Source organism: Demequina lignilytica (genome assembly GCF_030418305.1).
In the GTDB taxonomy this organism is placed as follows: Bacteria; Actinomycetota; Actinomycetes; order Actinomycetales; family Demequinaceae; genus Demequina; species Demequina lignilytica.
The window spans coordinates 48,420-73,415 of record NZ_JAUHPX010000009.1 but is presented as its reverse complement, the minus strand read 5'-3'; the positions used below and the strand labels follow the sequence as shown (position 1 = coordinate 73,415).

Genomic DNA, 24,996 nt, shown 5'->3' with positions numbered 1-24,996 from the left:
CCGACACGCCGACCATCCGGGACCGGTTCCGTGCGGAGTGTCCAGGGACCGGGCGAGGTCCAGGCGGACGACGCCCGGGATCAGTCGCGCGTCTGGGCCACCCACGCCTCGTGCAGGCGGGAGTAGATCCCGCCCGCGCCCACCAGCTCGGAGTGCGGGCCCACCTCGACGAGCTCGCCCTGCTCCATCACGGCGACCAGGTCCGCCCGCTCGGCGGTCGAGAGCCGGTGCGCGATGACCACCGCTGTGCGCCCCTGCATCAGCCCCTCGAGAGCACGCGAGATCCGCACCTCCGTCGCCGGGTCGACCGCCGAGGTGGCCTCGTCGAGGATCAGCAGGTCGGGATCGCGCAGGTAGGCGCGAGCGATCGACACAAGCTGACGCTCCCCGGCGGAGAGCAGCTCGCCGCGCGGGCCCACGTGGGTGCGCAGGCCGTTCGGCAGCGTCTTCAGCCAGCCTTCGAGCCCGAGCGACTCGAAGGCCGCCAGCGCGCGGCGCTCGAGATCCTCGCCGGTCACGCCTGGCAGCGCGTACTCGAGGTTCGACAGGATCGACCCGTCGAACAGGAAGCCCTCCTGGGGCACCACGGCCACCGAGCGTCGCAGCGACTCCATCGGGACGTCGCGCAGATCGACGCCGCCCACGCGGACCACGCCCTCGGTCGGGTCGAAGAAGCGGGACATCAGCCGCGCGAGCGTGGTCTTGCCCGAGCCCGTCTGCCCCACCAGCGCCAGCCGGCGCCCCGCCGGCAGGTCCAGGTCGATGCCCTTGAGCACCTCCGGCCCGCCGGGGTACGTGAGCCGCACGCCCTCGATCGAGAGATCTCCGCGACCGTGCGGGATGCGCGTGCCGTCCTCGCCCGGATCCGCGACCGTCACGTCCTGGTCGACCAGCCCGATCACGCGCCGCCACCCGACGATCGCGCGCTGCATCTCCGCGAGCATCTCGATGATCCACATCAGCGGACCGGAGAACATGTAGACGAGGAAGGCGAACGCGACCACCGTGCCGACGGAGAGGTCGCCCCGGAGCGCCAGGTGGGTGCCGCCGATCAGCGCGAGGCCGGTCGCGAGGGACTGCCCCACCACGGTCGACGAGAAGTTCAGCGACGCGAGCAGCGACGCCCGCTTCTCGGCCACGAGGATCGCGTCGACCTCCTCGTTCAGCTGGTCGCGCATGCGCTGCTGGACGCCGTAGGCGCGGATGGTCGACACGCCGACGAGCTGTTCGGACGTCTTGCCGAGCAGGTCGGCGACGCGCGAGCGCACGCCCTGGAAGGCCCGGCGGACGCGCGGCTGGATCCACAGCAGCGACACCACCATCGGGATGAAGGCGAGCAGCACCAGGAGCGACAGCTGCCACGAGTACAGGACCATGACCACGAACACCGTGAAGGACTCGAGCGCGGCGATGATCATCGCGGCGCCGGTCCACTGCATGAGGTCGCGGATGGTCTCGACGTCGCCGGTGACGCGCGACACGTAGCGGCCGCGCTGCTCCTCGTTCTGGGTGAGCACCGAGAGCTCGTGGACCTTGCCGAAGGCACGGATCCTGAGCGTCGCGAGGCCGGCCTCGGACGCGGCGACCATGCGCCGGCGCACCTGCCACGCGAGGATCGCGGAGGCGATCAGCACCACCGAGCCGCCCAGCGCGTACCGCACGACCACGTCGACCGCGACCCCGTCGGGGGCCAGCAGGCCCTGGTCGGTCACGCGCTGCGTCAGGAAGGGCGTCGCCGCCCGGCCCATCGCCGCCATCGCGGCCAGCGCGAGCGTCACCCCGAGGCCCTTGCGGAACTCCGGGCTCAGCTGGAGGCCGCGCCGGAACATCTGGCGCATGCCCATCTGATCGGCGTTCATCCGATGTACCCCGCCTGCTCCTGCGCCTGACGGCGCGAGTCCTCCTCGTACGCGAGCACGAGCTCGCGATAGCCGGGATCGCGCGCCAGCAGCTCCGCGTGGGAGCCCGCGTCGACCACCCGGCCGCGGTCGACGTGGACGATGTGGTCGGCCAGCAGGATCGACGCGAGCCGGTAGGCGATCACGAGCACGGTGGGCCCGTCCTCGCCCGCGAGCCCCGTGAGGATCTCCCGCTCGACGCGAGGATCGACGGCGCTGGTCGCGTCGTCGAGCACCAGCACGCGGGGCTCGCGCACCAGGGCGCGCGCGAGCGCGAGGCGCTGGCGCTGGCCGCCCGACAGGTTCATCCCGCGCTCGGCGAGCTCGGCGTCGAGGCTCGTGCCCCCGTCGGGCGCGCGGAGCCGCTCGACCACGTCGACCACATTGGCGCGGCGCAGGGCCTCCCACACCGCATCGTCCCCGTAGGAGCCGTCGCCGAGCGTGACGTTGTCGCGCACGGTGCCGGCGAACACGAAGGCGGTCTGCGGCACCAGCGCGACATGGTCGCCCACGTCGGTGATCGCTTCGAGGTCGGTGTCGTCGAGCGTGACCTGACCGGTCAGCGGGCGCGCCAGGCGCGCAGCGGCGAGCGCGACGGTCGACTTCCCCGCGCCCGTCGCGCCGACCAGGGCGGTCACGGAGCCGGGCGACAGCTCGAGGGAGACGTCCCGCAGGATGACCGCGAGGTTGCCGTCGCCGTCGTCGGCGCCGATGTCGGCCCCGTCGAAGCGCAGCGCGCCGGCTCCCTCGCGGGGGATGTCGAGGTGGCCGGGCTCGTCGACCTCCGTGGCGGCCTGGGCGATCTCGCCCACCCGACGGAACGCGACCAGTGCGGGCGGCATCGCGCCGAGCACCCATCCGAGCCCCCGGATCGGGACCGCCATGAGCGTCACCAGGTAGATGGCTGAGACCACGTTGCCGACCGTGACCGCGCCCGCCTCGGCCCGCACCGCGCCGACGATCATCAGCGCGACGGAGCCGAGCGGCACCACCACGTCCATCATGGGCTCGAACCAGGCAGAGGTCTGACCCACGCGGGTGTCGGCGTCGCGCAGCCCGCGGGTCTCGCGCGCGAACCGCGCGGTCTCGCGCTCCTCGGCGCCCAGCGCCTTGACCACCGTGCCGCCCTCGAAGGATTCGTGCGCGATGGTCGCGACCTCGGCGCGAAGGCTCTGGCCCAGGTCCCAGCGCGGCGTGATGACGCGCTCGTACACCAGGTTGATCGCGAAGATCAGCGGCACCACCGCGATGCCGGTCACCGCCAGCCAGGGGTCCATGCGCCACATCGTGACGCCGGCCGCCACCATCATGACGAAGGACCCGACGGTGAAGGCGAAGGGGTGGAGCGGCCTGGTCGCGGTCTCCGCGTCCGAGGACATCGCGGACAGGATGCGCCCCGACGGGTTGGCACGGTGCCAGCCCAGCGGCAGGGACGCGATGGCGTCGGCGACGATCCGCCGGTGATGCGCCATGACGCCCGCGACGCCGTAGCCCTGGACCATCCGGCGCACACCGACCAGGACCGCGTTGACGATGCCGATCGCCAGGAAGGTGCTGCCGGCGATCCAGATGGCGTCGGAGGGATCCTGCGTGAGCTCCCCCCACACGCCCTCGATCGGCTCGCCCGCGACGGCGGGGATCACCACCTGATCGGTGATGTCTCCGAGCAGGGTGCCGAACGCGACCGTGAGCAGCCCGAACGCGGCGGCGGCGGCGACAGCGATCGCGAACTGCCAGGGCTGGGTGCGGATGGCGTGGCCGAGCAGCGTGCCAGCCTTGCGCGTGAAGCGGCCGCTGAGCGCGTAGCCGGAGTCGCCCCGGGTCGTCATCTGACCTCGATCCCGGACGCGCGCATCGCGTCCTTGACCTCCTGGATTGACAGGGTGCGGAAGTGGAACACGGAGGCTGCGAGCACGGCGTCGGCACCCGCCTTGGCCGCGTCGATGAAGTGCTGGACGGTCCCTGCGCCCCCCGAGGCGATGAGCGGCACGCCCACCACCTCGCGCACCTGGCCGAGCATGTCGAGGTCGAAGCCGTCGGTGGTGCCGTCCGCGTCCATCGAGTTGAGGAGGATCTCGCCCGCCCCGAGCTCGGCGCCACGGCGCGCCCACTCGACCGCGTCGATCCCCGTGCCCCGACGACCCCCGTGCGTGGTCACCTCGAATCCGGACGGCGTGCTGACGCCGTCGCGCACCCGCCGCGCGTCCACGGACAGCACGAGCACCTGGTTGCCGAATCGCGCCGCGATCTCCGAGATGAGCTCGGGCCGCGCGATGGCGGCCGTGTTGACGCCCACCTTGTCAGCGCCCGCACGCAGGAGCCGGTCGACGTCCTCGGGCGCACGCACGCCACCGCCGACGGTCAGCGGCACGAACACCTGCTCGGCGGTCCGGCGCACGACGTCGTAGGTGGTCTCGCGGTTGCCGGACGATGCGGTGACGTCGAGGAAGGTGACCTCGTCGGCACCCGCGGCGCCGTAGGCCGCGGCCAGCTCGACGGGGTCGCCCGCGTCGCGCAGGTTCTCGAAGTTCACGCCCTTGACGACGCGGCCGGCGTCGACGTCGAGGCAGGGGATCAGACGGACAGCGACACCCATGTCACACCTCCGGGTTCCACACGTCGAGGATGTCCACGACGAAGACGAGCGTGCCCTTGGCGATGTAGCCGTAGGTCGCGGGCACCACCAGCAGCACCTGGGAGCCGGCGGTCTGGTCGAGCAGGCCCTCGTCCCAGCCGCGGATCACCTGCCCCTTGCCGATCTGGAGCTCGAAGGGCGCCATCTCGACGGGCCAGGACGAGTCGAGGACGTCGCCGCGGCTCCACTCGCCCTCGTCGTCCGAGCCGTCCGACCAGTACCAGCCGGTGTAGTTCACCGTGACGTACGAGCCCTCCTGGATCTGCGGGCCCGAGCCCAGGATCAGCGTGGACACCACCAGGTCGGTCGGTGGGTCCTCCTCCTCGCCGAGGTCGATCGACGGCTCGCCCGTCAGGGGGTCGAGCGTCACCGCCGGCAGCCCCGCGACGGGTTCGACGTCGACGCCGGTGGCCCGCACCGGGAGCACGTCGACCACCATCGCGATGGGCGGCTCGGTGTCCGAGTCGAAGCTCGGAGGGGCGACCACGAGCACGCGCGCCCCGACCCGGACGTCGAGCAGCGTGTCGTAGAGGGTGTCGCCCACCACCTCGGGCGCGAGCAGGAAGGACCGCGGCAGCCCGTCGTAGGTGTTGATGAGCGGGGTGCCGTCGTCCAGCGAGGCGCCATAGATGTCGAGCAGCAGCGGCTGGCCGTCCTCGAGGAAGTCGCCGTCGCCGTTCCAGACCACCCTGGCCTGCTCCTTGGAGTACTTCTGCCCCGGGACGAACTCGAGCGAGGGCGCGAGCGTGTCCGAGCCACCGATCACGATGTCGTCGATGCTGCCGGCGGCCGTCACGGAGGCGTCGGGGCTCGACCCTGCCGAGCAGGCGGCGAGGCCGAGCGACAGCACGAGCGCGAGCGCGATCGCGGCGAGACGAGGCATGGGTGGGATTCCTTTCGGGACCGCAGAAGTCTACGGCCCCTCAAACCGTTTCGAGAAGGTCGATCAGCGCGTCGACACGCGCGTCCTCGCTCCTGAACGGGTCCTTGAGGAGGACGGTCGTGCCGGAGCTCCCGGCGATCTTCAGATGCACCCAGTCGACGGTGAAGTCGCGGCCCGACGCGAGCGCCTTCTCGACGAACTCGCCCCGCAGCCGGGCCCTGGTGGTCTGCGGCGCGCGCGTCTTCGCCGCCTCGATCGCCTCCTCGGAGACGATGCGGCGCACCAGCCCCTGGTTCTGGAGCCGGTAGAAGAGGCCGCGCTGGGGAGAGACGTCGTGGAACGCGAGCTCCAGGCGCGCGAGGCGCGCGTCGTCGAGCGCGCATCCGAGCCGGTCCCGGTACCGCATGACGAGGCGGTGCTTGATGGCCCAGTCCAGCTCGGTGGCCACCAGCGAGAAGTCCTGGGTCCGCACCGCATCGATGCCGCGTTGCCACAGGTCGAGGATCTGGTCGACCTCGTCCGTGCGCTCGATGAGCCCGCCCACATGCGCGCGCACCGCGTCGAGGTAGGTCTGCTGCACCTGGACCGCCGTCAGCCGCCGCCCGTCCGCGAGCTCGACGGTCGCGCGGCCCGTCAGGTCGTGCGCCACGTCGCGGATCGCCTGCATCTCTCGGGCGAGGGTCAGCTCGGGCAGCGGGACGCGCGCCTCCATGAGGCGCAGGATCAGGTCGGTCGACCCCACCTTGAGGAGCGCGGTCGGCTCCGCCATGGTCGAGTCGCCGACGATCACGTGCATGCGCCGGTACAGCTCGGCGTTCGCGTGCGGCTCGTCGCGGGTGTTGATCATCGGTCGCGACCGCGTGGTCGCCGAGCTCATGCCCTCCCACATGTGGTCGGCGCGCGGCGAGAAGCTGTAGTGAGCGCCGGAGGGCGTGCGGGTGATGGTGCCGGCGCCGGTGACGATCTGGCGGGTGACCAGGAACGGCAGCAGCGCGGACGCGAACGCCTTGAAGTCGGCGCGCCGGCGGACCAGGTAGTTCTCGTGGCAGCCGTAGCTGTTGCCGGCCGAGTCCGTGTTGTTCTTGTAGAGATGGATGGTGCCGTCGACCCCCGCGGCTCGCAGCCGCTCCTCGCCGCCCGCGATCAGGTCGTGGACGATCCGCTCGCCGGCCTTGTCGAGCGCGATCAGGTCGGTCAGCGTGTCGCACTCCGCCGTCGCGTACTCGGGATGCGCACCCACGTCGATGTAGAGCCGGGACGCGTTGGGCAGGAACACGTTCGAGCTGCGCCCCCACTGCACCACCGAGTGGAACAGGTGCCCGGCGACCTCCTCGGGCGTGACGGGACGGCCCGCGCCCGTGTCGAGGTGCAGGCCGAACTCGGTCTCGAGGCCGAAGATGCGACGGGCGGGATCGACGTCGAGCGGCGGCGGGATCTCGTTGAGGATCATGAGCGAGGCGCCGGGCCTACTCGCCGCCCTTCTGGACGAACGAGCGCACGAACTGCTCGGCGTTCACCTGCAACGAGCCGTCGATCTCGTCGAGCAGGTCGTCGATGGCGTCCGTGGTGGCGGCCGCCGCGGGCGCGGGCAGGGGCTCCGGCGCCTCGTCGTCCTCGTAGGGCTGTCCTTGCGCGTTGATCTGGGCCATGCGTCGAGTCTATCCGCGCGCGCGGACCGCGTCGCCGTCCACCGGGGTGGCGTCCGGCACCCTTGTGGCGGGACGATGCGCGGCGCCGTCAGGCGCCCGGCTCACCCGCCAGCAGGGGCTCGAGCAGCGGGTGCGTGGTGCGCAGCGGCTCGTCCAGGTGGATCACCTCGAGGTGGCCGTGGTCGGTCTCGCGGTCGAGCACCACGGTCGACCATCCCGCCGCGTCCACCAGGTCGGGGCGACCCGCGACCACGCCGCCCCTGAGCCGCGCCCGCGTGTCCTGCGGGGCCGTCGCGACGGCGGCCGCGACCTCGGCCTCGGTGCCGATCCGCTCGACCGCGCCGGCGGCCGCGAGCCGCGTCGCCAGGCCGTCGCCCAGGCGGCTCCACTGCAGGTCGAGCGCCGCGAGCCGCGCGTCGTCCCACCGCAGCCCCTCGGGGGCCTCCGGCGTCGCGTGCTTGGCGCGCATGCGCCCGAGCAGCTGGAGCTTCGCGACCCATTCGACCTCGCGCGCGGCCGACCAGACGTCGGTGGCCAGCCTCTCGAGCACCTGCTCCCACCGCGCGATCACGGCCGCCTCCTCGGCGTCGGTCGCATAGGAGCGGCAGATCTCGAGCAGGGCACGCTGGATCTCGAGCGCGGACGCGTCGTCCCCGTCGGCGAGCTCGAGCCGCGCGCGCAGCGAGAGGTCGCGGGACACCTGCTGGACCGCCTCGACCGGGGTCGCGAGCTCGAGCACGTCCAGGCGCTCGTCCTCCGCCTCGATCGCGGCGAGCACCAGCGCGGTGGTGCCCACCTTGAGATACGTGGCGACGTCGAACAGGTTCGCGTCGCCCAGGATCACGTGCAGGCGGCGGTACAGGGACCGGGTGGCGTGCGGCTCGTCGCGGGTGTTGACGATCGGTCGTCGCAGGGTGGTCTCCAGGCCGACCTCGGCCTCGATGTAGTCAGCACGCTGACTGATCTGGAATCCCGCGTCCTCGCCGAACTGCCCGAGGCCGACCCGTCCGGCACCGGTGAACACCTGGCGCGTGACCAGGTGCGGCGTCAGGCGCCTCGCGAGCAGCTCGAAGTCCGTCGCGCGACCGACCAGGAAGTTCTCGTGGGTGCCGTAGCTCGCGCCCTTGCCGTCGACGTTGTTCTTGTACAGCTCGAGCCGCTCGCGGTTGTCCTCGACGTAGCGGGCGGCGGCCGCGAGGGCGATCGCGTCGCCCGCCCGGTCCCAGATCACCGCGTCGCGCGCGTTCGTGACCTCGGGGCCCGAGTACTCGGGATGCGCGTGGTCGACGTAGAAGCGGGCGCCGTTGCTCAGCACCGCGTTGAGGTGCGCCGGGTCCTCCCAGGAGCCTCGGCGACGCCTCAGCGTCACCGTGCCCGCGTCCGGGTCGAACTCGGGCGAATCCGTGAGCAGGTCCGCGCTCGCGCCGGCGCGCGACCGACGGAAGCCGCGGAGGTCCTGCAGCGGGTCCTCGCCGCCGTAGTCCCACCGTGTGGTCGCCTCGCCCGCCCGCTCGCGGCAGGCCGCGACCAGCCGCGAGGACAGCAGGATGGGATTGGCGCGCGGCTCGTCGGGGTCGACGATGCCGTACTCGGTCTCGATCCCGACCACCCGCATCGTCAACCGCCCAGCGACTTCATCTCGACCGCGCGGGCCTCCGCGAGCTCCTGATCCGCGGCCATCGCCAGGTGCGTGCGCGTGAGGCCGCGGGCCTCGCCCGCGACCACGCCCTTGATCGCTGCGGTCTTCGCGCGGTCGACCACGTTGCGGACCACCGCGCCGGAGACGTGACGATGCGCATCGTCGTGGGCGAAGATCCGGTCGGTCGCCGCCTGGATGAGGGCCTGCGCGGTCGCGCCCGCGTCCCCGCCGTGGGCGTCGAGCTCGGCCTGCGCGAGCGGGAGGTCGGCCGTGAGGTACTTGCCGAAGATGTCCGCCGTCGCCGCCCGCGAGGGTCGCGAGATCTCGATCTTCACGTCGAGGCGGCCGGGGCGCAGGATCGCGGGGTCGATCATGTCCTCGCGGTTCGAGGCACCGATCACGATCACGTTGCCCAGCGCCTCCACGCCGTCGAGCTCCGTGAGGAGCTGCGGCACGATCGTGGTCTCCATGTCCGAGCTCACGCCCGAGCCGCGGGCGCGGAACAACGCGTCCATCTCGTCGAAGAACACCACGACGGGGGCGCCCGAGTGCGCCTTCGCGCGGGCGCGCTCGAAGATGGTGCGGATGTACCGCTCCGTCTCGCCCACGTACTTGTTGAGCAGCTCGGGGCCCTTGACGCTCAGGAAGTAGGAGCGGTCCGCGCCCACCGCGTCGGCGAGCGAGTGCGCCACCGCCTTGGCGATGAGCGTCTTTCCGCAGCCGGGCGGGCCGTACAGCAGCAGGCCGCGCGGCGGACGCAGGGCATGCTCGCGGTACAGCTCCGGGTGGGTGAGGGGCAGCTCGATCGCGTCCCGGATGCGCTCGATCTGCGGCGTGAGGCCGCCGATCGAGGCGTAGTCGATGTCCGGCACCTCCTCGAGCAGCAGGGCCTCGACGCCGGAGCGCTCGATCTTCTCGGAGGCGAATCCGGTGCGGGGATCGATGATGACCGTGTCGCCCTCGTGGACGCGGCGGTGCGCGTCGCCGCCGATCAGCACCACGACGCGCTCGTCCTCGCCGCGGGCGACCACCAGGATCCGATCGTCGTCGAGCACCTCGCGCACGATCGCGGCCTGGCCCGAGCGCTCGGGCGTGGCCACGTCGACCACGACGTTCATGGCGTTGAGCAGGACCTCGTCGCCGGGCTTGAGATCCGCCTCGAGCGTCGGCAGCACCGCGACGCGGAGGCGCCGGCCGGAGGCGACCACATCCGCGTTGCGCCCGGCGCGCTCGACGAAGGTCGCGAAGGTCTGCGGCGGCTGCGACGCCTCCGCGAGCTTCTCCCTCATCTCTCCCAGCTGGTCCCGTGCGACCGTCAGCAGGCGCTGCAGCTCCGCGTTCTGGCGCTCGAGCCGCGCGATCAGGTCCTGTGCCTCAGCCACCATCACTCCTCCCCCGCATCGTCCGCCGCGCCGTCGGCTGCGTGGTGCAGCGCGGCCGCCGCGACCGCGTCGCGACGGACCTTGCGCACCTTCTTGTCGCTCACCGGACGCTCCCCCAGGTCCTCGGGCTCCCATTCGCCGTCGACCGGGTAGGCGCCCTTGGCGGGACGGCGGGTGCGCCGAGGCGCGTCGACGCCCGGCGCCATGCGGCGCGTGGTGAGCAGGAAGCCGGTGTGCCCCACCATACGGTGGTCGGGACGCACGGCGAGCCCCTCGAGATGCCACGTCCGCAGCATCGTCTCCCACGCGCGGGGCTCGGTGAAGCCGCCATGCTCGCGCAGGTCCTCCGCCAGACGCGAGAGCTGCGTGGTGGTGGCCACGTACGCGAGCAGGACGCCGCCCGGGGCCAGCGCCGCCGCCGCCGCCTCGAGGTTCTCCCACGGGGCCAGCATGTCGAGGACGATGCGGTCGACCGTGCCGGGCTCGAAGGCGTCGCCGACGCGGTCGGCGAAGTCGCCGATCTCGAGGCGCCACGCGGGGTGCGGGCCGCCGAAGTGCGACTCGACGTTCGCGCGGGCGATGTCCGCGAAGTCCTCGCGGCGCTCGATCGACACCAGCCGGCCCCCGTCGCCCACCGCGCGCAGCAGCGACATGGTCAGCCCGCCGGACCCGACGCCCGCCTCCACGACGCGCGCGCCCGGGTAGATGTCTGCCATCTGGATGATCTGGCCGGCATCCTTCGGGTACACGACGGCGGCGCCGCGCGGCATGGAGAGCACGAAGTCGCTGAGCAGCGGACGCAGGACCAGGTAGTCGAAGCCGGCGGTGTTCGTCACCACGGTGCCCTCGGGGCGACCGATGACGTCGTCGTGGTGGAACATCCCGCGGTGGGTGTGGAACTGCTTGCCCGGCGTGAGGACGATCGTGTGGTGGCGGCCCTTGACGTCGGTCAGCTGGACGCGGTCCCCCGCGCGCAGCGGGCCCCTGCGCTCGGACGCGCCGGCGGGCTCGGAAGGATGGGTCATGCCGCAAGTCTAGGGCGCCGCCGTGGGCCACCCGGAGCCGGGGCGGCCCTACTGGAGGGCGCGCACGACGTCGTCGAGCAGCGCCACGCCGACCGGCCCGTCCGGTCCCATGACGGCCACCGCGTCGGTCTTGCCCACCCAGGGCACGACGGCCTCGACCAGGCCCTCGCCGACGGCGTCGGCGGGGATCACGGCGCCTCGCACCAGCGGCATCGTCACGGACATGAGCGACGTGGTGGGCCGGGCCTCCGGCGGCACCTCGTCCGTCAGGGCGACCGGGAAGTGGCCCGCGGGCTGGCCGTCGGCGGCCAGCACCACCACCTCGGCCGCGCCGGCCGCGTGGGCCGACGCGCGCGCCTCCTCCACGGTGGCGTCGTAGGGCACCCCGACCGCGGTGCGCGACACCGCGACGGCGGTGACCCGCTCGCGACGCGCGAGGACGCTCGCCGCCCGCAGCTCGGCGGACGCGGCCGGCCAGATCACCGAGAACAGGAAGACCGCCCAGATGACGGCGACCAGGTCGGGCGACGAGCCGAGGAGGAGCGGGATGCCGAGGGCCGCGAGGACCGTCGCGATCGCGACGATGCGACCGCCCTGGGCCGCCCATCGGTGCCCCTTCCAGCGGTCCCCGGACACGCCCCACACGATGGCGTTCACCACCCGGCCGCCGTCGAGCGGCGTGCCCGGCAGCGCGTTGAAGCCCGCGAGGAAGAAGTTGAGCAGCGCGATGTACCGGGTGACCGCGCCGGGCAGCCCGTCGAGCGTTCCCGCGAGCGCCATCGCCACCGCGCCGATCACGGCGTTGGCGAGCGGCCCCGAGGCCGCGATCACGCCGATCTCCACCGGGCGCGGGTCGGAGGCGCGGAACTGGGTGTGGCCGCCGAAGAAGGTGAGGACGATCTCATGCACCTCGCGCTTGAAGCCGCGAGCGGCCACCGCGTGGGCGAGCTCGTGCAGGAAGATCGAGACGAACAGCGCGACGGCGACCACGAGCCCGAGGATCGCGCCGTCGCTGCTGAACCCGTCTGACGAGTACGTGGTGCCGTAGAGGGCCGCGAGCACCACCGCCATGATCAGGGTCGACGGCGCGAGCACGACGCGCGCGCCCAGCACGCGGCCGAGAGGGATGCCACGGGTCCGGGGAGAGGCCATGGCTCAACCGTAGACGGTCGCGACGCGCCGCCCGCCGCAGGGACGGGCCGGTGTCGGACGCCCCGCCTAGGGTGGTGCCATGCCTCGTCCTCCCGCACTGTCCCCGTCCCGCGCGGGCGACTTCCAGCAGTGCCCGCTGCTGTTCAGGTACCGGACGGTGGACCGGCTCCCCGAGCCGCCGTCCGCAGCCGCGACGCTCGGCACGCTGGTGCACGCGGTCCTCGAACGGCTCTACGACCTGCCGGCGCCTGACCGCACCGTCGAGACGGCGCAGGAGCGGCTGGAGCCCGAGTGGCGGCGCATGCGCGACAAACGGCCCGAGCTCGCGTCGCTCCATGACGACGAGGCCGCGGAGTCCGCCTGGCTCGCGGACGGCCGCCAGCGCCTCGCCACCTACTTCGACCTCGAGAACCCGCAGCGCCTCGAGCCGGCGGGGCGGGAGGAGTTCGTCGAGGTCCAGCTCGACGACGGCCCGCTGCTGCGGGGCATCGTCGATCGCATCGACATCGCGCCCGACGGGTCCATCCGGATCGTCGACTACAAGACCGGCAAGACGCCCGACCCGCGCTACGGAGCCAAGAAGGAGCGGTTCCAGATGCGCTTCTACGCGCTCGTCATCGAGCGGATCCGGCAGCGCCGCCCCGCACTCCTCCAGCTGCTGTTCCTCAAGGACGGCGGCCGGCTCGAGATCCGGCCCACCGGTGACGACATCGCCCAGGTGGAGCACGAGATCCGCGAGGTGTGGGCGGAGATCACCGCGGCCGCCGCCGCGGGCCGCTTCCGCACGCGCAAGGGTCCGCTGTGCGGATGGTGCAGCTTCCAGGACCGCTGTCCCGAGTTCGGCGGCGTCGAGCCCGCGCTCGACCCGGACGCCGTCGAACGCGCGCTCGGCGTGCGTCCTGCCGGCGCCTGACCCGGCCGCTCCGTCAGGCGAGTCCGCCTGCGGCTCGCTCGCGCAGCCGTCCGATGTCGGTGCCGCCGCGCGCGTCGAAGACGTCCCCGAAGCCCAGCGCCTCGAGCGACGCGAGCGCGCGTCCGACCGCGGCGGGATCCGCACCGTCGAGCCACTTCGCGTTCGCGTCCGCGGCGGCGCGCCGGGGAGCCCCCGGCTGCGACATGAGCGACGCCACGCCCCGGGCCTCGTGGGCGAGCTCGCGCGAGGCGGGCCGGGGGAAGCCGAAGTGCTCCAGCAGGTCGCCGACCACGGCGGGGTCGGCGACCGCGTCCTCGTAGCCGAAGAGGAACGGCGAGCCCGGCGTGAGCGTCCGCAGCAGCACTCTGTTGTCGATCGCCCACAGGAGCACGCCGCGTTCGAGCGGGGTGCGCGCGTCCGCGACCAGCGCCGGCAGCTCCGGGGCATGCGCGTCGACGAGGTCGGCATCCGCGACGATCAGGTCGAGCTTGCGGTCGCTCCACGCGAGCGCCGACCGGCTCCCGACCTGCGCGAACGGGTGACGGACCACCACCGCGATCGGGACCTCGGGGAAGCGCGCCTGAAGCCATCCGGCCCACAGGTGGGTGTGGACCTCCTTGACCACCCGACCGCGGTAGCGGTGCAGGTACGGGGCGGGGTTGCACTGCTCGGTCCAGGGGGCGCGGAAACCGCCCCCGAGCACGTCCGCGACGTGGCGCTCGAGCGCGGGGGCCTCGGCGTCCCGTGGGAGGTAGCCGCGCGGGACCACCTCGCTCGACCGCGGCACGTCGATCGGGTGGAACGGCTCGAACACCGGGCGCGCGGCGGTGAGACGGGTCATCTCCTGCAGGAGCCAGGTGGTGCCGCTGCGTCCGCTCCCGATCAGCAGCCGGGCGTGCTGGGCGCCGCGATCGGGGTCGCGGCCGCCGTGGAGCCGGGCGGCGTCACGTGCGGTGTCCCGGACGTGCGCGAGCGTCGAGCGGGGACCTCGCATCGGATCAGACCTCGTCGCCGAGCTCGTCGATCACGTCGCCCGCGAGCAGACGCGCCAGCGTCCCGGCCGTCATCCCGTCGAGCGACCGCACCCGCGACAGGCCCGGGCGCGCCTCGAGGGGGGCGAGCCGGCGCACGCCGAGGGTGGTCGCGCCGGCCGTGTACGCGGAGCCGACGCCGGACGGCGAGTCCTCGATCGCGACGCAGCGCTCGATCGGGACGCCCAGCCGCTGCGCCGCCGTGAGGTACGCCTCCGGATGGGGCTTGCCGTGGGTCACCTGGTCGCCGGTGACCACCACCGCGAAGGCGTCGGGCACCCGCGACACCACGGCATCGGCCAGGCGCGAGTAGGACATCGTCACCAGGGCGCACGGGATGCCCGCGGCGACCACGGAGTCGAGCAGCGCCCGCGCATCGTCCATCCAGGGCGTCTCGCGCCGCACCTGCGCCGTCACCCGCTCGATGAGGAAGTCGATGATGTCCTCGGGGTCCAGATCGACCCCGCGCTCCCGGAACAGCTCTGCCGAGTACAGCAGCGGCTTGCCGACCAGGGTCAGCCCGTCCTCGTGCGTCCACTCGACGCCGAAGCTGCGGGTGAGCTCGATCTCGGCCGAGATCCAGTACGGCTCCGAGTCGATCAGGGTGCCGTCCATGTCCCACAGGACCGCGGCAGGGAGAGTCGCCTTCTCATTCATATGGGGCGAGTCTAGGCTGGCGCAATGAGCCCCGACAGCGACCCCGTCTCCCTGGCCGCCGACCAGTCCGTGATGATCGCGGCCTTCGAGGGCTGGAACGACGCCGGCTCCGCCGCATCGTCCGCGCTCGACCACCTGGCCCGCGCGTGGGAGGCCCGCGAGTACGCGACTCTCGACCCGGAGGAGTACCACGACTTCCAGGTGAGCCGGCCCTCGATCCAGACCCTGCCGGGCGGGGAGCGCGTGGTCTCGTGGCCGGGAACGGTGCTGTCGACCGCGAACGGGCCGTGGGTGGGCGACCGCGAGGTGGTGGTCGTGCGCGGCATCGAGCCCTCGATGCGCTGGCGCACCTTCTGCCGGGAGATCCTCGACTACGCGGAGGACCTCGAGGTCTCGACCCTCATCACCTGCGGCGCGCTGCTGGTCGACGCGCCGCACACGCGACCGCTGCCGACCTTCGTCACCAGCGAGGACGCGGCCGCGCGCCAGGCGTTCGACCTCGAGCGGTCCGACTACGAGGGACCGACCGGCGTGCTCGGGGTGCTCGGGCACGAGGCGAGCCTGCGCGGCATCACGGTCATCTCGGTCTGGGTCGGGGTGCCGCACTACGTCGCGCACCCGCCGAGCCCGAAGGCGACGGTGTCGATCCTCTCGCAGCTCGAGCGCTTCCTGGGCGAGCCGATCGATCTGGGCGAGATGGTCGACGAGGTCGACGCGTGGCAGCGCGGAGCCGACGAGCTCGCCGAGGAGGACGAGGAGATCGCCGCGCATGTCCAGCAGCTCGAGTCGCTGATGGACGAGACCAGCCTGCCGGAGGCCTCGGGCGACGCGATCGCCGCGGAGTTCGAGAAGTTCCTGCGCCGCCGCGACAGCGGCAACGGCAAGGCCTGAGGCCCTCTCCCCCTGCCTCCCCGCGCTTCCGCGCCTCCGCTCGCCACATGCTGTCGGGACACTCAGTCCTCGTTTCCGGCCGATCCAAGCCTTCCCGGGACACTCAGTCCTCGTCGCCCGCGGTGACCTCGCGCCGATGGGGACTGAGTGTCCCGAGACGCCCGACCACGCCTCAGATTGAGGACTGAGTGTCCCGAGACGAGTGGGGTGGTAGAGGGGTTCGCGCGGGGCGGGGCGATGCGGGGGTCAGGTCGCGCTGATGGCTCCCGCCGCGAGCAGGCCCAGGATCGCGCCCGAGGCGCCGATCCGGTACAGCACGAACGGCGTGTAGCTGTGCGTCGAGACCAGCTTGAGGAACCACACGATCACGGCGTACCCGACGCCGAAGGCGACCACCGTCGCGATCGCGGTGTTGACGAAGCCGGGCGACCCGGCGGCCCCCAGCGTGTCCCACTCGGTGTACAGCTCGAAGAAGCCCGAGCCGAGCACCGCCGGGATCGCGAGCAGGAAGGAGATCCTCGCCGCGGCCTCGCGGGTCATGCCGAGCAGCAGGCCCATGGTGATGGTGCCGCCCGACCGCGAGACCCCGGGGATCAGGGCCATGGCCTGGGCGAAGCCCAGCAGGATCGCGTCCTTCACCGTGAGCTCGTCGAGCTGACGCCGCTTCGAGCCGACGCGATCCGCGAACCACAGCACGATCGCGAACAGGGCGAGCACGGCCGCGGTGATGTACAGGTTGCGCAGGCTGGTCTCGATCGCGTCCTTGAAGAGCACGCCGAGGATCACGATCGGGAACGAGCCGAGGATGACGAACCACCCCATCCGCGCGTCGGACGAGTGCGCGCCCATGCGAGCGCGCCAGTCGGAGCCGTCACGGCCGAACAGCGCGCGGAACCACGCGGCGACGATCCGGACGATGTCCTTCCAGAAGTACACGAGCACCGCCGCCTCGGTGCCGATCTGGATGATCGCGGTGAACGCCGCGCCCGGGTCGGTGCCGTGCGGAAGGAGGGCGCCGATCACGCGGATGTGCGCGCTCGAGGAGATCGGCAGGAACTCCGTGAGCCCCTGCACCAGTCCGAGGATGACCGCTTCCCACCAACCCATGGCGGCCACCCTACTGCCCGCCGGGACGGCCCCCGCGCGTCGCGCCGAGGCTCGGCGCGACCGGTCCGCTAGCGTCGCTGTCATGCAGCGCGCGAGGATCGGCACCACGGGTCTCGAGGTCTCGCGCCTGGCACTCGGCACCATGACCTGGAGCCGCGACACCGACGACGGTGAGGCGGCGGACCAGCTCGACCTCTTCCTCGACGCCGGCGGCACGCTGATCGACACCGCGGCTTCGTACGCGGACGGCGGGTCGGAGGCGCTGATCGGGCGGCTGCTCACCGCGGCGCACTCGCGCGGCGACGTGCAGATCTGCACCAAGGCGGGGATCCGACGGACCCGCAGCGGCGGCGTGGTCGACGCCTCGCGCGACACGATGCTCGACACCCTCGACGCCTCGCTCGAGCGCCTGGGCACGGACCATGTGGACCTGTGGCTGGTCCACCAGCACGACGCGACCACCCCGATCGACGAGACGCTCCACGCTCTCGAGATCGCGGTCAACAGCGGCCGCGCGCGCTACGTCGGGGTCTCGAACTTCCCCGGGTGGGCGACGGCGCAGATCGCGGCGCTGGCGGGGCGCCGGCCCTCGATCGCCGCGACCGAGATGGAGTACTCCCTGCTGCAGCGCGGCATCGAGCGCGAGGTCGTGCCCGCCACGAAGGCGCTCGGGATGGGGGTCCTCGCCTGGTCCCCGCTGGGCCGCGGGGTGCTGACCGGCAAGTACCGTCACGCGATCCCCGCGGACTCGCGGGCGGCGTCCGAGCACCTCTCGGGATTCGTCGCGCCCTACCTGGACGACCGCGCGGGGTCGATCGTGGAGGCCGTGTCGATCGCGTCCGACGGGCTCGGCGTCCAGCCGCAGGAGGTGGCGCTCGCATGGGTGCTGGCCCGTCCCTTCATCGCGAGCGCGGTGGTCGGTGCCCGCACGGCGGAGCAGCTGACACCGTCGCTCGCCGCGCCCGACCTGCGCCTGGCCTCGGCGATCGCGGAGGCGCTGGACGAGGTCTCGGCGATCGACCTGGGATACCCGGAGCGGCGATGAGCGCGCGGCCTGGTCAGCTCAGCTCGAAGTCGTCCAGGTCGTCGTCCAGCTCGTCCTCGTCCTCCTCGGCGTGGCCGTCGAGCTCCTCGTCGTCCAGCTCCTCGTCGTCGTCCGCGATCATCGGCAGCGTCTCGCCGAGCTCGACGTCGAGCACCGCCTCGTACCGGTCGAAGGCGTCCGCGAGCGCGTCGTACGCCTCGTCGACGGTCGCGTCCTCGTCCCCGCGACGCCCGATCACCGCGGCCAGATGCTCCTCGAAGGCCGCCACCAGCACCCTCAGCGCCTCATGCGCGTTGCTGCTCATGGCTATGACGTTACCCGTGGTTGCGATTGAATGGGAGGCACGATGAATCCTGGTCAGCACGTCCCCGCCCACGTGGTGGTCCCGACCCGGGGCACCGCATCCGCCGACAGCCGCTACGAGTGGCGCGTGGTCGACATCGCGCGCGACGTGTCGCGGTCGGAGGCGCGCGCGGTCCTCACCGAGCAGGCGGAGTACGGCCGCTGGGACCTGGTGAGGTCGCAGCTGTTCTACGGTGGCGCGCGCCGGGTGTGGCTGCGCCGCCGGGTGATGAACGTGCGTCGCACCGACGACGCGGCCTGACGCGCGGCCCCGGCGCCGCATCGTCCCCGCCGGGACGATGCGCGTCAGCAGTCGGCGAGGAAGCGCACCATGACATCGGTGCCGAACTCGAGCGAGTCGAGCGGCACGCGCTCGTCGATGCCATGGAAGAGCCCGGGGAAGTCGAGCTCGGGAGGCAGCCGCAGGGGCGCGAAGCCGTAGCCGGCGATCCCAATCGTCGCGAGGTGCTTGTTGTCGGTGCCGCCCATCATCGAGTACGGAAGCACCACGGCGTCCGGGTCGTCCGCCTTGATCGCCGCGATCGCCTTATGGACCAGCGGCGCGTCGAAGGGCAGCTCGATGGACTGCTCGAGGATGTACGGCTCGACCTTGACGTCGGTGCCGGCGAGCTCCTCGAGCTTGCGCAGGACCTGCTCCTGCTGACCGTGGAGGAAGCGCGAGTCCACGAAGCCGCCGGCGGTGTCGGGGATCACGTTGACCTTGTAGCCCGCGTCCAGCATGGTCGGGTTCGAGGTGTTCCTGAGCGACGCCTCGACCATCCGCCCGACGGCCCCCATGCCGGCGACGATCCGGTCGACCGTCTCAGGGTCCTCGGCGTAGTCGATGCCGAGGATGTCGGCGATGCCGCGCAGCAGGGTCTCGACCGGCGGCGTGATCTCCATGGGCCAGACATGCTGACCGATCCGGTGCATGGCGCCGGCGAGGTGCGCGACGGCGTTGTCCCGGTGCACCAGCGAGCCGTGCCCCTGCACGCCGGTCGCGGCGAGGCGCACCCACTGCATGCCCTTCTCGCCGGTCTGGAACAGGTAGACGCGCCGGTCCCCCACCTGGATCGAGAAGCCGCCGACCTCGGAGACCGCCTCGGTGGCCCCGCGGAAGTCGTCGGGGTGATGCTGCACCATCCACTTCGCGCCCCGGTGGCCGCCATGCTCCTCGTCCGCGAAGAACGCGATGACGATGTCGCGGGCCGGCTTCGCGCCGGCGCGGATCATCCGGCCGATCGCGGCCAGGTACATCGCGTCGACGCCCTTCATGTCGACCGCGCCGCGGCCCCAGATCATGCCGTCCTTGACCTCCGCCGCGAAGGGCTCGACGGTCCAGTCCTCCCGGAACGCCGGCACCACGTCGAGGTGTCCGTGCAGGACCAGCGGCGGACGCGTGCGGTCGGAGCCCTCCCACAGCGCGGTGAGGCTCGCGCGGCCCGGCTCGGACTCGCGAATCACGGGCTCGAGCCCGAGGTCGGACAGGTAGGCGGCGACGTACTCGGCCGCGGCCCTCTCCCCCGGGCCGTCGACGTCACCGTAGTTGGAGGTGTCGATGCGGATGAGGTCTCGTGCGAGGCGCACCACGTCGGACTCGGTCATCCGCCCAGGCTAGCGGCGGCGCGCGGCGACGCCGCGCATCGTCGCCTCAGGAGACGGACATGCCGTTCGAGATGACGATCCCGAGCACCACGGCGCCGGCCAGGACCAGCACGTAGATGAGGCGGCGGTACCCGGCCTTCCAGCCGGCGATCACCAGGCAGGCGACCACCCCCGGGACCAGCGCGAGACCGTAGCGACCGGTGACGGACGGGAAGTACTGGGGGACCGCGGTGCTCAGGTACGCCTGCGCCTGGACGATCGTCGGGTACAGGGCCGCCCCGGCGAGCACCATCCAGCCGAGGGACCGTCGCGCAGGCTCCTTGGCGCACGCGACGATCACCGCGAACACGGCGCCGATCACGAGCAGGTTGAGCAGCCGGGTCCACGAGATCATCAGCGCGACGTTGAGGGGTGGCTGCAGGTAGTAGTCGGACGCGAGGTTGAGGCCGCTGAACGCCGTCTCGATCCACTCCGATCCCGGCAGCCCGAGCACGTCGCGGGTGTTGAGCCCGACGAGCGGGTTCTGCCACCCGACGTCCCCACGCGTCCCCTGCCACGCCTGCCAGAGGCCGTATGGGATCAGGATCGCCGCGGCCATGGCGCCCACGAGCACGAGCTCCCTCACCCGGGACGCGCGATCCCGGACGCGGCGGTCGCGCACCGCGCGGAACACCAGGAGAGCGCCGAGCGCGATGAACGGGATCGCGGTGATGGTCTTCGACATGCCCGCGGCGCCCGCCAGCGCGGCCGCGACGCGCCAGTCGGCGTGGTCGTCGACGAGGATCCGCGCGGCGAGCCACACCGCCGCGGCGCCGATCACCACCGCGGTCGCGTCGGGGTTCACCGTGGTGACCGCGTGGAGCACCCGGGGGAACGCAGGGAGCAGGAGCGGAGCGACGATCGCCGCCATCGGATCGAGACGCCAGCGACGCAGCGCGACGAACAGCACGAACATGCCGCCGGCGAGCCATCCCACCCCCAGCAGCCTCGCCGAGGTGATGAAGTCCGAGCCGGGCAGCACGGCGTCGAGCGCGCGCGCGGGCAGGCCGACCACGGCGTAGTACAGCGGTGGATGGCTGAAGTTGTACTGCTGGCCCAGGTAGGGGAACTCCCACGCCTCTGCGGCAGATCCGCAGGCGGGCAGGTCGTAGCGCTCCTGACCGGCGCACGCCCAGAGCTCGCGGATCTCGGGCGCGATCACGGATCCCGCATAGGGGATCTGGCCGTGCGCGACCTGCCAGGCGTAGTCGGCGTGGGTCGGCTCGTCGATCCGGGACAGCGCGGTCCCCGGCCCGAGCACGACCGGGACGACGATCAGCGCCGAGACGACCACGTAGAACGCGAGCACGCCCATCCGTCCGCGCCGGGTGTCGCGGAAGGATGCAGCCCACGCCTCGGCGCGGGACACCCAGGTCGACGGCAGCGGGACCGGCCGTGTCCGGGTCGCGGGCACCGGTCCTCCTCGCATCGACGGTCTCGGGCTCGCGCGCATGTGCGCGCTGCTCGCATCGTATAGCGGAGGCGCGGGCCGTCCTCGGGGACGCGGCCGGAGGACGATGCCGTCGCCGGGCACGACGAAGGCCCCGACCATCAGGTCGGGGCCTTCGATTCCGTGTCCGAGGGGGGACTTGAACCCCCACGCCCGATAAAGGGCACTAGCACCTCAAGCTAGCGCGTCTGCCAATTCCGCCACCCGGACGAGTGGACCGAACCGCTCCGTGGAGCGCTTCAGCGCGAGAAGAACTGTAGCACGCCCGGAACCTCGCGATGTGCACACCCGTCACCCCGCGTCGTTCGTCGCCACCGGGACCAAATGCCCACAACCCTGCTATTCGAGGGGTTCTAGCGTCGAAGGTGAGCCCCCACCCGCTCGGCCCACGAGGAACGCGACGATGACGACGCACCTGTATCTCTCCCTCATCCCCGAGGCGCTCATCGCCTCGGGGCTCACCCCCGAGGAGTTCGGTCTCTACTACGCGATCGGCAACGCCAAGCGCGCGCGGGGCCAGGCCGTGTTCTTCTCGGTCGATCGTGGCGCGCTCCCGCCCGGTGCCTTCGACCTGTCCGACGTGGAGGCGCGCACCTCGCCGCATCCGGACGGACATCCGAAGAACTCGGTGTACCTGTCGATCTACCGGGTGCTCGAGTTCATCCCGCGGGAGGCGCTCACCGCGCTGCACCTCACCACCGACGACGGCCGCACCCTGACGCTGCTTCCTCGACCGTACGAGCCCGACGGCGAGCAGCGCGCGCGCATGTACCAGGAGTTCTGCCCCGTGAATCCGCGCGTCGTGTCGAACCTCGACCCGGCCGCCTTCACCGCCTTCATCACGGACACCTCGCAGCCGGTGCACGTGCCCCGCATCGCCTTCACCGAGCTCACGCTCGGCACCCTGCGCGGCGACCCGGACTCGGCCGACCCGGACGTCGAGGACCTCCCCTACCCGAACATCGGGCACCTGCGCGACTGCCTGCGAGAGCTCGCCACCGGACCTGCGAAGCCCACGAAGACGGTGCTGCGGCAGATGACCCAGGAGGTGCTGTTCCGGACCGTCCGGCGCGCCTTCTACGTCGGCGACTCCACCGGGCTCACCGCGTTCCCCATGCCCGACCGAGACGCGCTGGAGCGTGAGCATCTCGCCTGGTGGCGCTCCGCCCAGTCCGCCTTCGGCCACTAGACCCCCTACCGACGGAAGGTCGTCATGCCTGCCTGGTTCTGGCTCGTCCCCCTCGCATCCGTGCTCGCGCTCGGCGCCGCCTACTTCTTCTTCTCGCAGATGATGAAGGAGTCGGAGGGCACCGAGACGATGGCCCGCATCGCCGCGCACGTGCGTGCCGGCGCGCTCGCCTACCTCAAGCAGCAGTACAAGGTGGTCGGGATCGTCCTGGCGTCGCTCACCGCGATCTTCTGCGTGCTCGCGTACGTGCTGCACATGCAGAACCCGTGGGTGCCGTTCGCGTTCCTCACCGGCGGCCTGTTCTCCGGACTCGCGGGCTTCATCGGGATGCGTACCGCGACCTTCGCGTCGGCTCGCACGGCCAACGCCGCGCGCGAGTCCCTCAACCACGGGCTGCGCGTCGCGTTCCGGTCGGGCGCCGTCATGGGGCTGACGGTGGTCGGGCTCGGGCTGCTCGACATCGCCGTGTGGTTCTTCGTCCTCACCCGCTTCTACTCGATCGACGACGCGCACCACGTGGTGATCGTGACCACCACGATGCTGACGTTCGGCATGGGCGCCGCCGTGCAGTCGCTGTTCGCCCGCGTCGGCGGCGGCATCTTCACCAAGGCCGCCGATGTGGGCGCGGACCTGGTGGGCAAGATCGAGGCGGGCATCCCCGAGGACGACCCTCGCAACCCGGCGACCATCGCGGACAACGTGGGCGACAACGTCGGCGACGTCGCAGGCATGGGCGCCGACCTGTACGAGTCCTACGTGGGTGTGATCCTCGCCTCCGCCGCCCTGGGAGCGGCGGCGTACTTCGGCGCGGGCGCCGAGGTCCAGCTGACGGCCGTGGTGGCGCCCATGGTGATCGGCGCCCTCGGCACGCTGCTGTCGGTCGTCGGCGTGTTCTTCGTCCGCACCCGGGAGGGTGCGAGCGCGCAGCAGCTCCTCGCGTCGCTCGGGCGCGGCGTGAACGGCTCGGCGGTGCTGATCGCGCTGCTGTCCCTCGCGGTCCTGTCGCTGATGGGGGTGCCGAACCTCTGGGGCGTGTGGACCGCGCTGGTGGTCGGCCTGCTGGTCGGCATCACCATCGGACGCGCAGCGGAGCACTTCACGTCCCAGGGCTACGCTCCGACGCAGCGGATCGCGGGCAGCTCGAAGACCGGTCCGGCGACCGTCATCATCTCGGGGCTCGGCGAGGGGATGCTGTCGGTCGCGGTGCCCGTCGCCGCTGTCGGCATCGGCACCTCGCTCGCCTACTTCGCCGGCTCGGGCTGGCAGTTCACCACGGACACCATGAACCTGGGCCTGTACGGCATCGGCATGGCGGCGGTCGGCATGCTCTCGACGCTCGGCATCACGCTCGCGACGGACGCCTACGGCCCCATCGCGGACAACGCCGGCGGCAACGCCGAGATGAGCGGGCTTCCTCCCGAGGTGCGCGAGCGCACCGACGCGCTCGACGCGCTGGGGAACACCACGGCCGCGACCGGCAAGGGCTTCGCGATCGGGTCGGCGGCGCTCACCGGCATCGCGCTGCTGGCCTCCTACATCGAGGAGGTCAAGATCGGCATCTCGCATGTGCTCGACCGCGGCAACGAGTTCTTCTTCCCCGACGGGTCCTCGGTGGTGCCGGGATCCGGCGACGCGCTCCAGGAGCTCGGCCTCATGGAGATGATGGCCCGCTTCGAGGTGGTGCTGGTCAACCCGAAGGTGATCGTCGGCATGTTCACCGGCGCGATGCTCGCCTTCGTGTTCTCCGGCATCACCATGAAGGCCGTGGGACGCGCCGCCGGCCAGATGGTCGACGAGGTGCGCCGCCAGTTCCGCGAGATCCCCGGCATCATGGCGGGCACCTCGGATCCGGACTACGCGCGCTGCGTCGAGATCTCCACCCGCGCGGCGCAGCGGGAGATGATGGTGCCCTCGATCCTGGCGATCGCCGCCCCCGTGCTGATCGGCGTGCTCTTCGGGGTGCCGGGCGTGCTCGGGCTGCTCGCCGGGGCCGCCGTGACGGGGTTCTCGCTGTCGATGTTCATGGCGAACGCCGGCGGCGCGTGGGACAACGCCAAGAAGTACATCGAGGAGGGGCACCACGGAGGCAAGGGCTCGGCGGCCCACCGGGCCGCGGTGATCGGCGACACGGTCGGCGATCCGTTCAAGGACACCGCGGGTCCGGGACTCAACATCCTGGTGAAGCTGATGTCTATGGAGGCGATCGTGGTCGCCGGCGTGACGGTGGCCATCCACCTGGTCTGAGCGGGACGCGCGAGAGCCCCGGCCGGGCGGCCGGGGCTCTCGTCACGCCTGCACGAGCGGCGCCGTCAGGTCAGCAGGCTCACGCCACCGGGACCGACCAGGAGGCCGATGACGATGAGCACGATGCCCCACAGGAGCTGCTTCTGGAAGATGCGGACGATGCCGAACACGACAAGGATCACGGCGGCAATCCAGAGGATGAAGTCCCACATGGTGTGTC

General features: G+C 72.0%; 23 protein-coding genes and 1 tRNA gene. 6 read left to right on the top strand and 18 right to left on the bottom strand.

Annotation, left to right across the window (positions count from 1 at the left end):
- Positions 1-80: 80 nt before the first annotated feature.
- The 10 genes from QQX10_RS12815 to QQX10_RS12770 form a co-directional block, all read right to left on the bottom strand.
- A complete protein-coding gene (locus tag QQX10_RS12815) occupies positions 81-1,859 on the bottom strand; it encodes an ABC transporter ATP-binding protein (RefSeq protein WP_301121534.1) in 1,779 nt (592 codons plus the stop codon).
- Positions 1,856-3,727: an ABC transporter ATP-binding protein gene (locus QQX10_RS12810; RefSeq protein ID WP_301121536.1), complete on the bottom strand. Its 1,872-nt coding sequence runs from the start codon at positions 3,725-3,727 to the stop codon at positions 1,856-1,858. The genes QQX10_RS12815 and QQX10_RS12810 overlap by 4 nt, the downstream gene beginning before the upstream one ends.
- Positions 3,724-4,494, bottom strand: a complete 771-nt coding sequence (gene hisF, locus QQX10_RS12805) for an imidazole glycerol phosphate synthase subunit HisF (RefSeq protein WP_301121538.1) — start codon at positions 4,492-4,494, stop codon at positions 3,724-3,726. The genes QQX10_RS12810 and hisF overlap by 4 nt, the downstream gene beginning before the upstream one ends.
- Position 4,495: 1 nt before the next feature.
- Positions 4,496-5,416 carry an FKBP-type peptidyl-prolyl cis-trans isomerase gene (locus QQX10_RS12800; RefSeq protein ID WP_301121540.1) on the bottom strand — a complete coding sequence of 307 codons (921 nt, stop codon included), beginning with the start codon at positions 5,414-5,416 and terminating at the stop codon, positions 4,496-4,498.
- 40 nt (positions 5,417-5,456) lie between these two features.
- A complete protein-coding gene (gene pafA, locus QQX10_RS12795; RefSeq protein WP_301121542.1) occupies positions 5,457-6,866 on the bottom strand; it encodes a Pup--protein ligase in 1,410 nt (469 codons plus the stop codon).
- A gap of 16 nt (positions 6,867-6,882) precedes the next feature.
- A complete protein-coding gene (locus tag QQX10_RS12790; RefSeq protein ID WP_301121544.1) occupies positions 6,883-7,065 on the bottom strand; it encodes a ubiquitin-like protein Pup in 183 nt (60 codons plus the stop codon).
- 88 nt (positions 7,066-7,153) lie between these two features.
- Complete coding sequence (gene dop / locus QQX10_RS12785; RefSeq protein WP_301121547.1) at positions 7,154-8,680, bottom strand: depupylase/deamidase Dop; 1,527 nt, start codon at positions 8,678-8,680, stop codon at positions 7,154-7,156.
- A 2-nt stretch (positions 8,681-8,682) separates the two neighbouring features.
- Positions 8,683-10,086 carry a proteasome ATPase gene (gene arc / locus QQX10_RS12780; RefSeq protein WP_301121549.1) on the bottom strand — a complete coding sequence of 468 codons (1,404 nt, stop codon included), beginning with the start codon at positions 10,084-10,086 and terminating at the stop codon, positions 8,683-8,685.
- A 2-nt stretch (positions 10,087-10,088) separates the two neighbouring features.
- Entirely contained in the window at positions 10,089-11,111 is a 1,023-nt protein-coding gene (locus QQX10_RS12775; RefSeq protein WP_301121551.1) for a tRNA (adenine-N1)-methyltransferase, read from the bottom strand.
- Positions 11,112-11,159: 48 nt separating this feature from the next.
- On the bottom strand, positions 11,160-12,263 hold the full coding sequence (locus QQX10_RS12770) for a site-2 protease family protein (RefSeq protein ID WP_301121553.1): 1,104 nt from the start codon (positions 12,261-12,263) through the stop codon (positions 11,160-11,162).
- Between the two features lie 79 nt (positions 12,264-12,342).
- On the opposite strand from QQX10_RS12770, the gene QQX10_RS12765 reads away from it, so the two are divergent.
- Positions 12,343-13,176, top strand: a complete 834-nt coding sequence (locus QQX10_RS12765; RefSeq protein WP_301121555.1) for a RecB family exonuclease — start codon at positions 12,343-12,345, stop codon at positions 13,174-13,176.
- A 13-nt stretch (positions 13,177-13,189) separates the two neighbouring features.
- Here the strand turns inward: QQX10_RS12765 and QQX10_RS12760 are convergent, their stop codons facing one another.
- On the bottom strand, positions 13,190-14,170 hold the full coding sequence (locus QQX10_RS12760; protein ID WP_301121557.1) for a hypothetical protein: 981 nt from the start codon (positions 14,168-14,170) through the stop codon (positions 13,190-13,192).
- 4 nt (positions 14,171-14,174) lie between these two features.
- Positions 14,175-14,864, bottom strand: coding sequence for an HAD family hydrolase (locus QQX10_RS12755; RefSeq protein WP_301144569.1), 690 nt, complete (start codon positions 14,862-14,864; stop codon positions 14,175-14,177).
- Positions 14,865-14,888: 24 nt separating this feature from the next.
- Here QQX10_RS12755 and QQX10_RS12750 point away from each other — a divergent pair, with 24 nt between their 5' ends.
- The gene (locus tag QQX10_RS12750; protein ID WP_301121560.1) at positions 14,889-15,755 is read left to right on the top strand and encodes a PAC2 family protein; all 867 of its coding nucleotides are present in this window, start codon (positions 14,889-14,891) and stop codon (positions 15,753-15,755) included.
- A gap of 246 nt (positions 15,756-16,001) precedes the next feature.
- Here QQX10_RS12750 and QQX10_RS12745 read toward each other — a convergent pair whose 3' ends face one another.
- Positions 16,002-16,862: an undecaprenyl-diphosphate phosphatase gene (locus QQX10_RS12745; protein WP_301121562.1), complete on the bottom strand. Its 861-nt coding sequence runs from the start codon at positions 16,860-16,862 to the stop codon at positions 16,002-16,004.
- 82 nt (positions 16,863-16,944) lie between these two features.
- Here QQX10_RS12745 and QQX10_RS12740 point away from each other — a divergent pair, with 82 nt between their 5' ends.
- Positions 16,945-17,907 (top strand): aldo/keto reductase, encoded by a 963-nt coding sequence (locus tag QQX10_RS12740; protein ID WP_301121564.1) that lies wholly within the window; start codon positions 16,945-16,947, stop codon positions 17,905-17,907.
- 13 nt (positions 17,908-17,920) lie between these two features.
- On the opposite strand, the gene QQX10_RS12735 is transcribed toward QQX10_RS12740, so the two are convergent.
- Positions 17,921-18,211: a primosomal protein gene (locus QQX10_RS12735; protein ID WP_301121566.1), complete on the bottom strand. Its 291-nt coding sequence runs from the start codon at positions 18,209-18,211 to the stop codon at positions 17,921-17,923.
- A 42-nt stretch (positions 18,212-18,253) separates the two neighbouring features.
- On the opposite strand from QQX10_RS12735, the gene QQX10_RS12730 reads away from it, so the two are divergent.
- A complete protein-coding gene (locus QQX10_RS12730) occupies positions 18,254-18,511 on the top strand; it encodes a DUF5703 family protein (RefSeq protein ID WP_301121569.1) in 258 nt (85 codons plus the stop codon).
- Between the two features lie 44 nt (positions 18,512-18,555).
- Here the strand turns inward: QQX10_RS12730 and QQX10_RS12725 are convergent, their stop codons facing one another.
- The 3 genes from QQX10_RS12725 to QQX10_RS12715 form a co-directional block, all read right to left on the bottom strand.
- Complete coding sequence (locus tag QQX10_RS12725; RefSeq protein ID WP_301121571.1) at positions 18,556-19,854, bottom strand: M20/M25/M40 family metallo-hydrolase; 1,299 nt, start codon at positions 19,852-19,854, stop codon at positions 18,556-18,558.
- Between the two features lie 46 nt (positions 19,855-19,900).
- Positions 19,901-21,307 carry a glycosyltransferase family 39 protein gene (locus tag QQX10_RS12720; protein WP_301121573.1) on the bottom strand — a complete coding sequence of 469 codons (1,407 nt, stop codon included), beginning with the start codon at positions 21,305-21,307 and terminating at the stop codon, positions 19,901-19,903.
- A gap of 160 nt (positions 21,308-21,467) precedes the next feature.
- Positions 21,468-21,553: transfer RNA gene (locus QQX10_RS12715), tRNA-Leu, on the bottom strand.
- A 193-nt stretch (positions 21,554-21,746) separates the two neighbouring features.
- On the opposite strand from QQX10_RS12715, the gene QQX10_RS12710 reads away from it, so the two are divergent.
- Both QQX10_RS12710 and QQX10_RS12705 read left to right on the top strand, forming a co-directional pair.
- A complete protein-coding gene (locus QQX10_RS12710) occupies positions 21,747-22,532 on the top strand; it encodes a hypothetical protein (RefSeq protein ID WP_301121575.1) in 786 nt (261 codons plus the stop codon).
- 24 nt (positions 22,533-22,556) lie between these two features.
- Positions 22,557-24,776: a sodium-translocating pyrophosphatase gene (locus tag QQX10_RS12705; RefSeq protein ID WP_301121577.1), complete on the top strand. Its 2,220-nt coding sequence runs from the start codon at positions 22,557-22,559 to the stop codon at positions 24,774-24,776.
- 65 nt (positions 24,777-24,841) lie between these two features.
- Here QQX10_RS12705 and QQX10_RS12700 read toward each other — a convergent pair whose 3' ends face one another.
- A complete protein-coding gene (locus tag QQX10_RS12700; RefSeq protein ID WP_301121580.1) occupies positions 24,842-24,988 on the bottom strand; it encodes a GPGG-motif small membrane protein in 147 nt (48 codons plus the stop codon).
- Positions 24,989-24,996: the final 8 nt, after the last annotated feature.

Bases quoted from the DNA above. Each gene is read 5' to 3' on its own strand.
- QQX10_RS12800 (WP_301121540.1), bottom strand. From the start codon at position 5,416: ATGCCTCGTCTCGCCGCGATCGCGCTCGCGCTCGTGCTGTCGCTCGGC.
- QQX10_RS12705 (WP_301121577.1), top strand. From the start codon at position 22,557: ATGCCTGCCTGGTTCTGGCTCGTCCCCCTCGCATCCGTGCTCGCGCTC.
- QQX10_RS12755 (WP_301144569.1), bottom strand. From the start codon at position 14,864: ATGAATGAGAAGGCGACTCTCCCTGCCGCGGTCCTGTGGGACATGGAC.
- QQX10_RS12735 (WP_301121566.1), bottom strand. From the start codon at position 18,211: ATGAGCAGCAACGCGCATGAGGCGCTGAGGGTGCTGGTGGCGGCCTTC.
- QQX10_RS12810 (WP_301121536.1), bottom strand. From the start codon at position 3,727: ATGACGACCCGGGGCGACTCCGGCTACGCGCTCAGCGGCCGCTTCACG.
- hisF (WP_301121538.1), bottom strand. From the start codon at position 4,494: ATGGGTGTCGCTGTCCGTCTGATCCCCTGCCTCGACGTCGACGCCGGC.
- QQX10_RS12760 (WP_301121557.1), bottom strand. From the start codon at position 14,170: ATGCGAGGTCCCCGCTCGACGCTCGCGCACGTCCGGGACACCGCACGT.
- QQX10_RS12740 (WP_301121564.1), top strand. From the start codon at position 16,945: ATGCAGCGCGCGAGGATCGGCACCACGGGTCTCGAGGTCTCGCGCCTG.
- QQX10_RS12790 (WP_301121544.1), bottom strand. From the start codon at position 7,065: ATGGCCCAGATCAACGCGCAAGGACAGCCCTACGAGGACGACGAGGCG.
- QQX10_RS12730 (WP_301121569.1), top strand. From the start codon at position 18,254: ATGAATCCTGGTCAGCACGTCCCCGCCCACGTGGTGGTCCCGACCCGG.
- QQX10_RS12775 (WP_301121551.1), bottom strand. From the start codon at position 11,111: ATGACCCATCCTTCCGAGCCCGCCGGCGCGTCCGAGCGCAGGGGCCCG.
- QQX10_RS12750 (WP_301121560.1), top strand. From the start codon at position 14,889: ATGAGCCCCGACAGCGACCCCGTCTCCCTGGCCGCCGACCAGTCCGTG.
- QQX10_RS12745 (WP_301121562.1), bottom strand. From the start codon at position 16,862: ATGGGTTGGTGGGAAGCGGTCATCCTCGGACTGGTGCAGGGGCTCACG.
- dop (WP_301121547.1), bottom strand. From the start codon at position 8,680: ATGCGGGTGGTCGGGATCGAGACCGAGTACGGCATCGTCGACCCCGAC.
- QQX10_RS12815 (WP_301121534.1), bottom strand. From the start codon at position 1,859: ATGAACGCCGATCAGATGGGCATGCGCCAGATGTTCCGGCGCGGCCTC.
- QQX10_RS12770 (WP_301121553.1), bottom strand. From the start codon at position 12,263: ATGGCCTCTCCCCGGACCCGTGGCATCCCTCTCGGCCGCGTGCTGGGC.
- QQX10_RS12710 (WP_301121575.1), top strand. From the start codon at position 21,747: ATGACGACGCACCTGTATCTCTCCCTCATCCCCGAGGCGCTCATCGCC.
- pafA (WP_301121542.1), bottom strand. From the start codon at position 6,866: ATGATCCTCAACGAGATCCCGCCGCCGCTCGACGTCGATCCCGCCCGT.
- QQX10_RS12725 (WP_301121571.1), bottom strand. From the start codon at position 19,854: ATGACCGAGTCCGACGTGGTGCGCCTCGCACGAGACCTCATCCGCATC.
- QQX10_RS12765 (WP_301121555.1), top strand. From the start codon at position 12,343: ATGCCTCGTCCTCCCGCACTGTCCCCGTCCCGCGCGGGCGACTTCCAG.
- QQX10_RS12700 (WP_301121580.1), bottom strand. From the start codon at position 24,988: ATGTGGGACTTCATCCTCTGGATTGCCGCCGTGATCCTTGTCGTGTTC.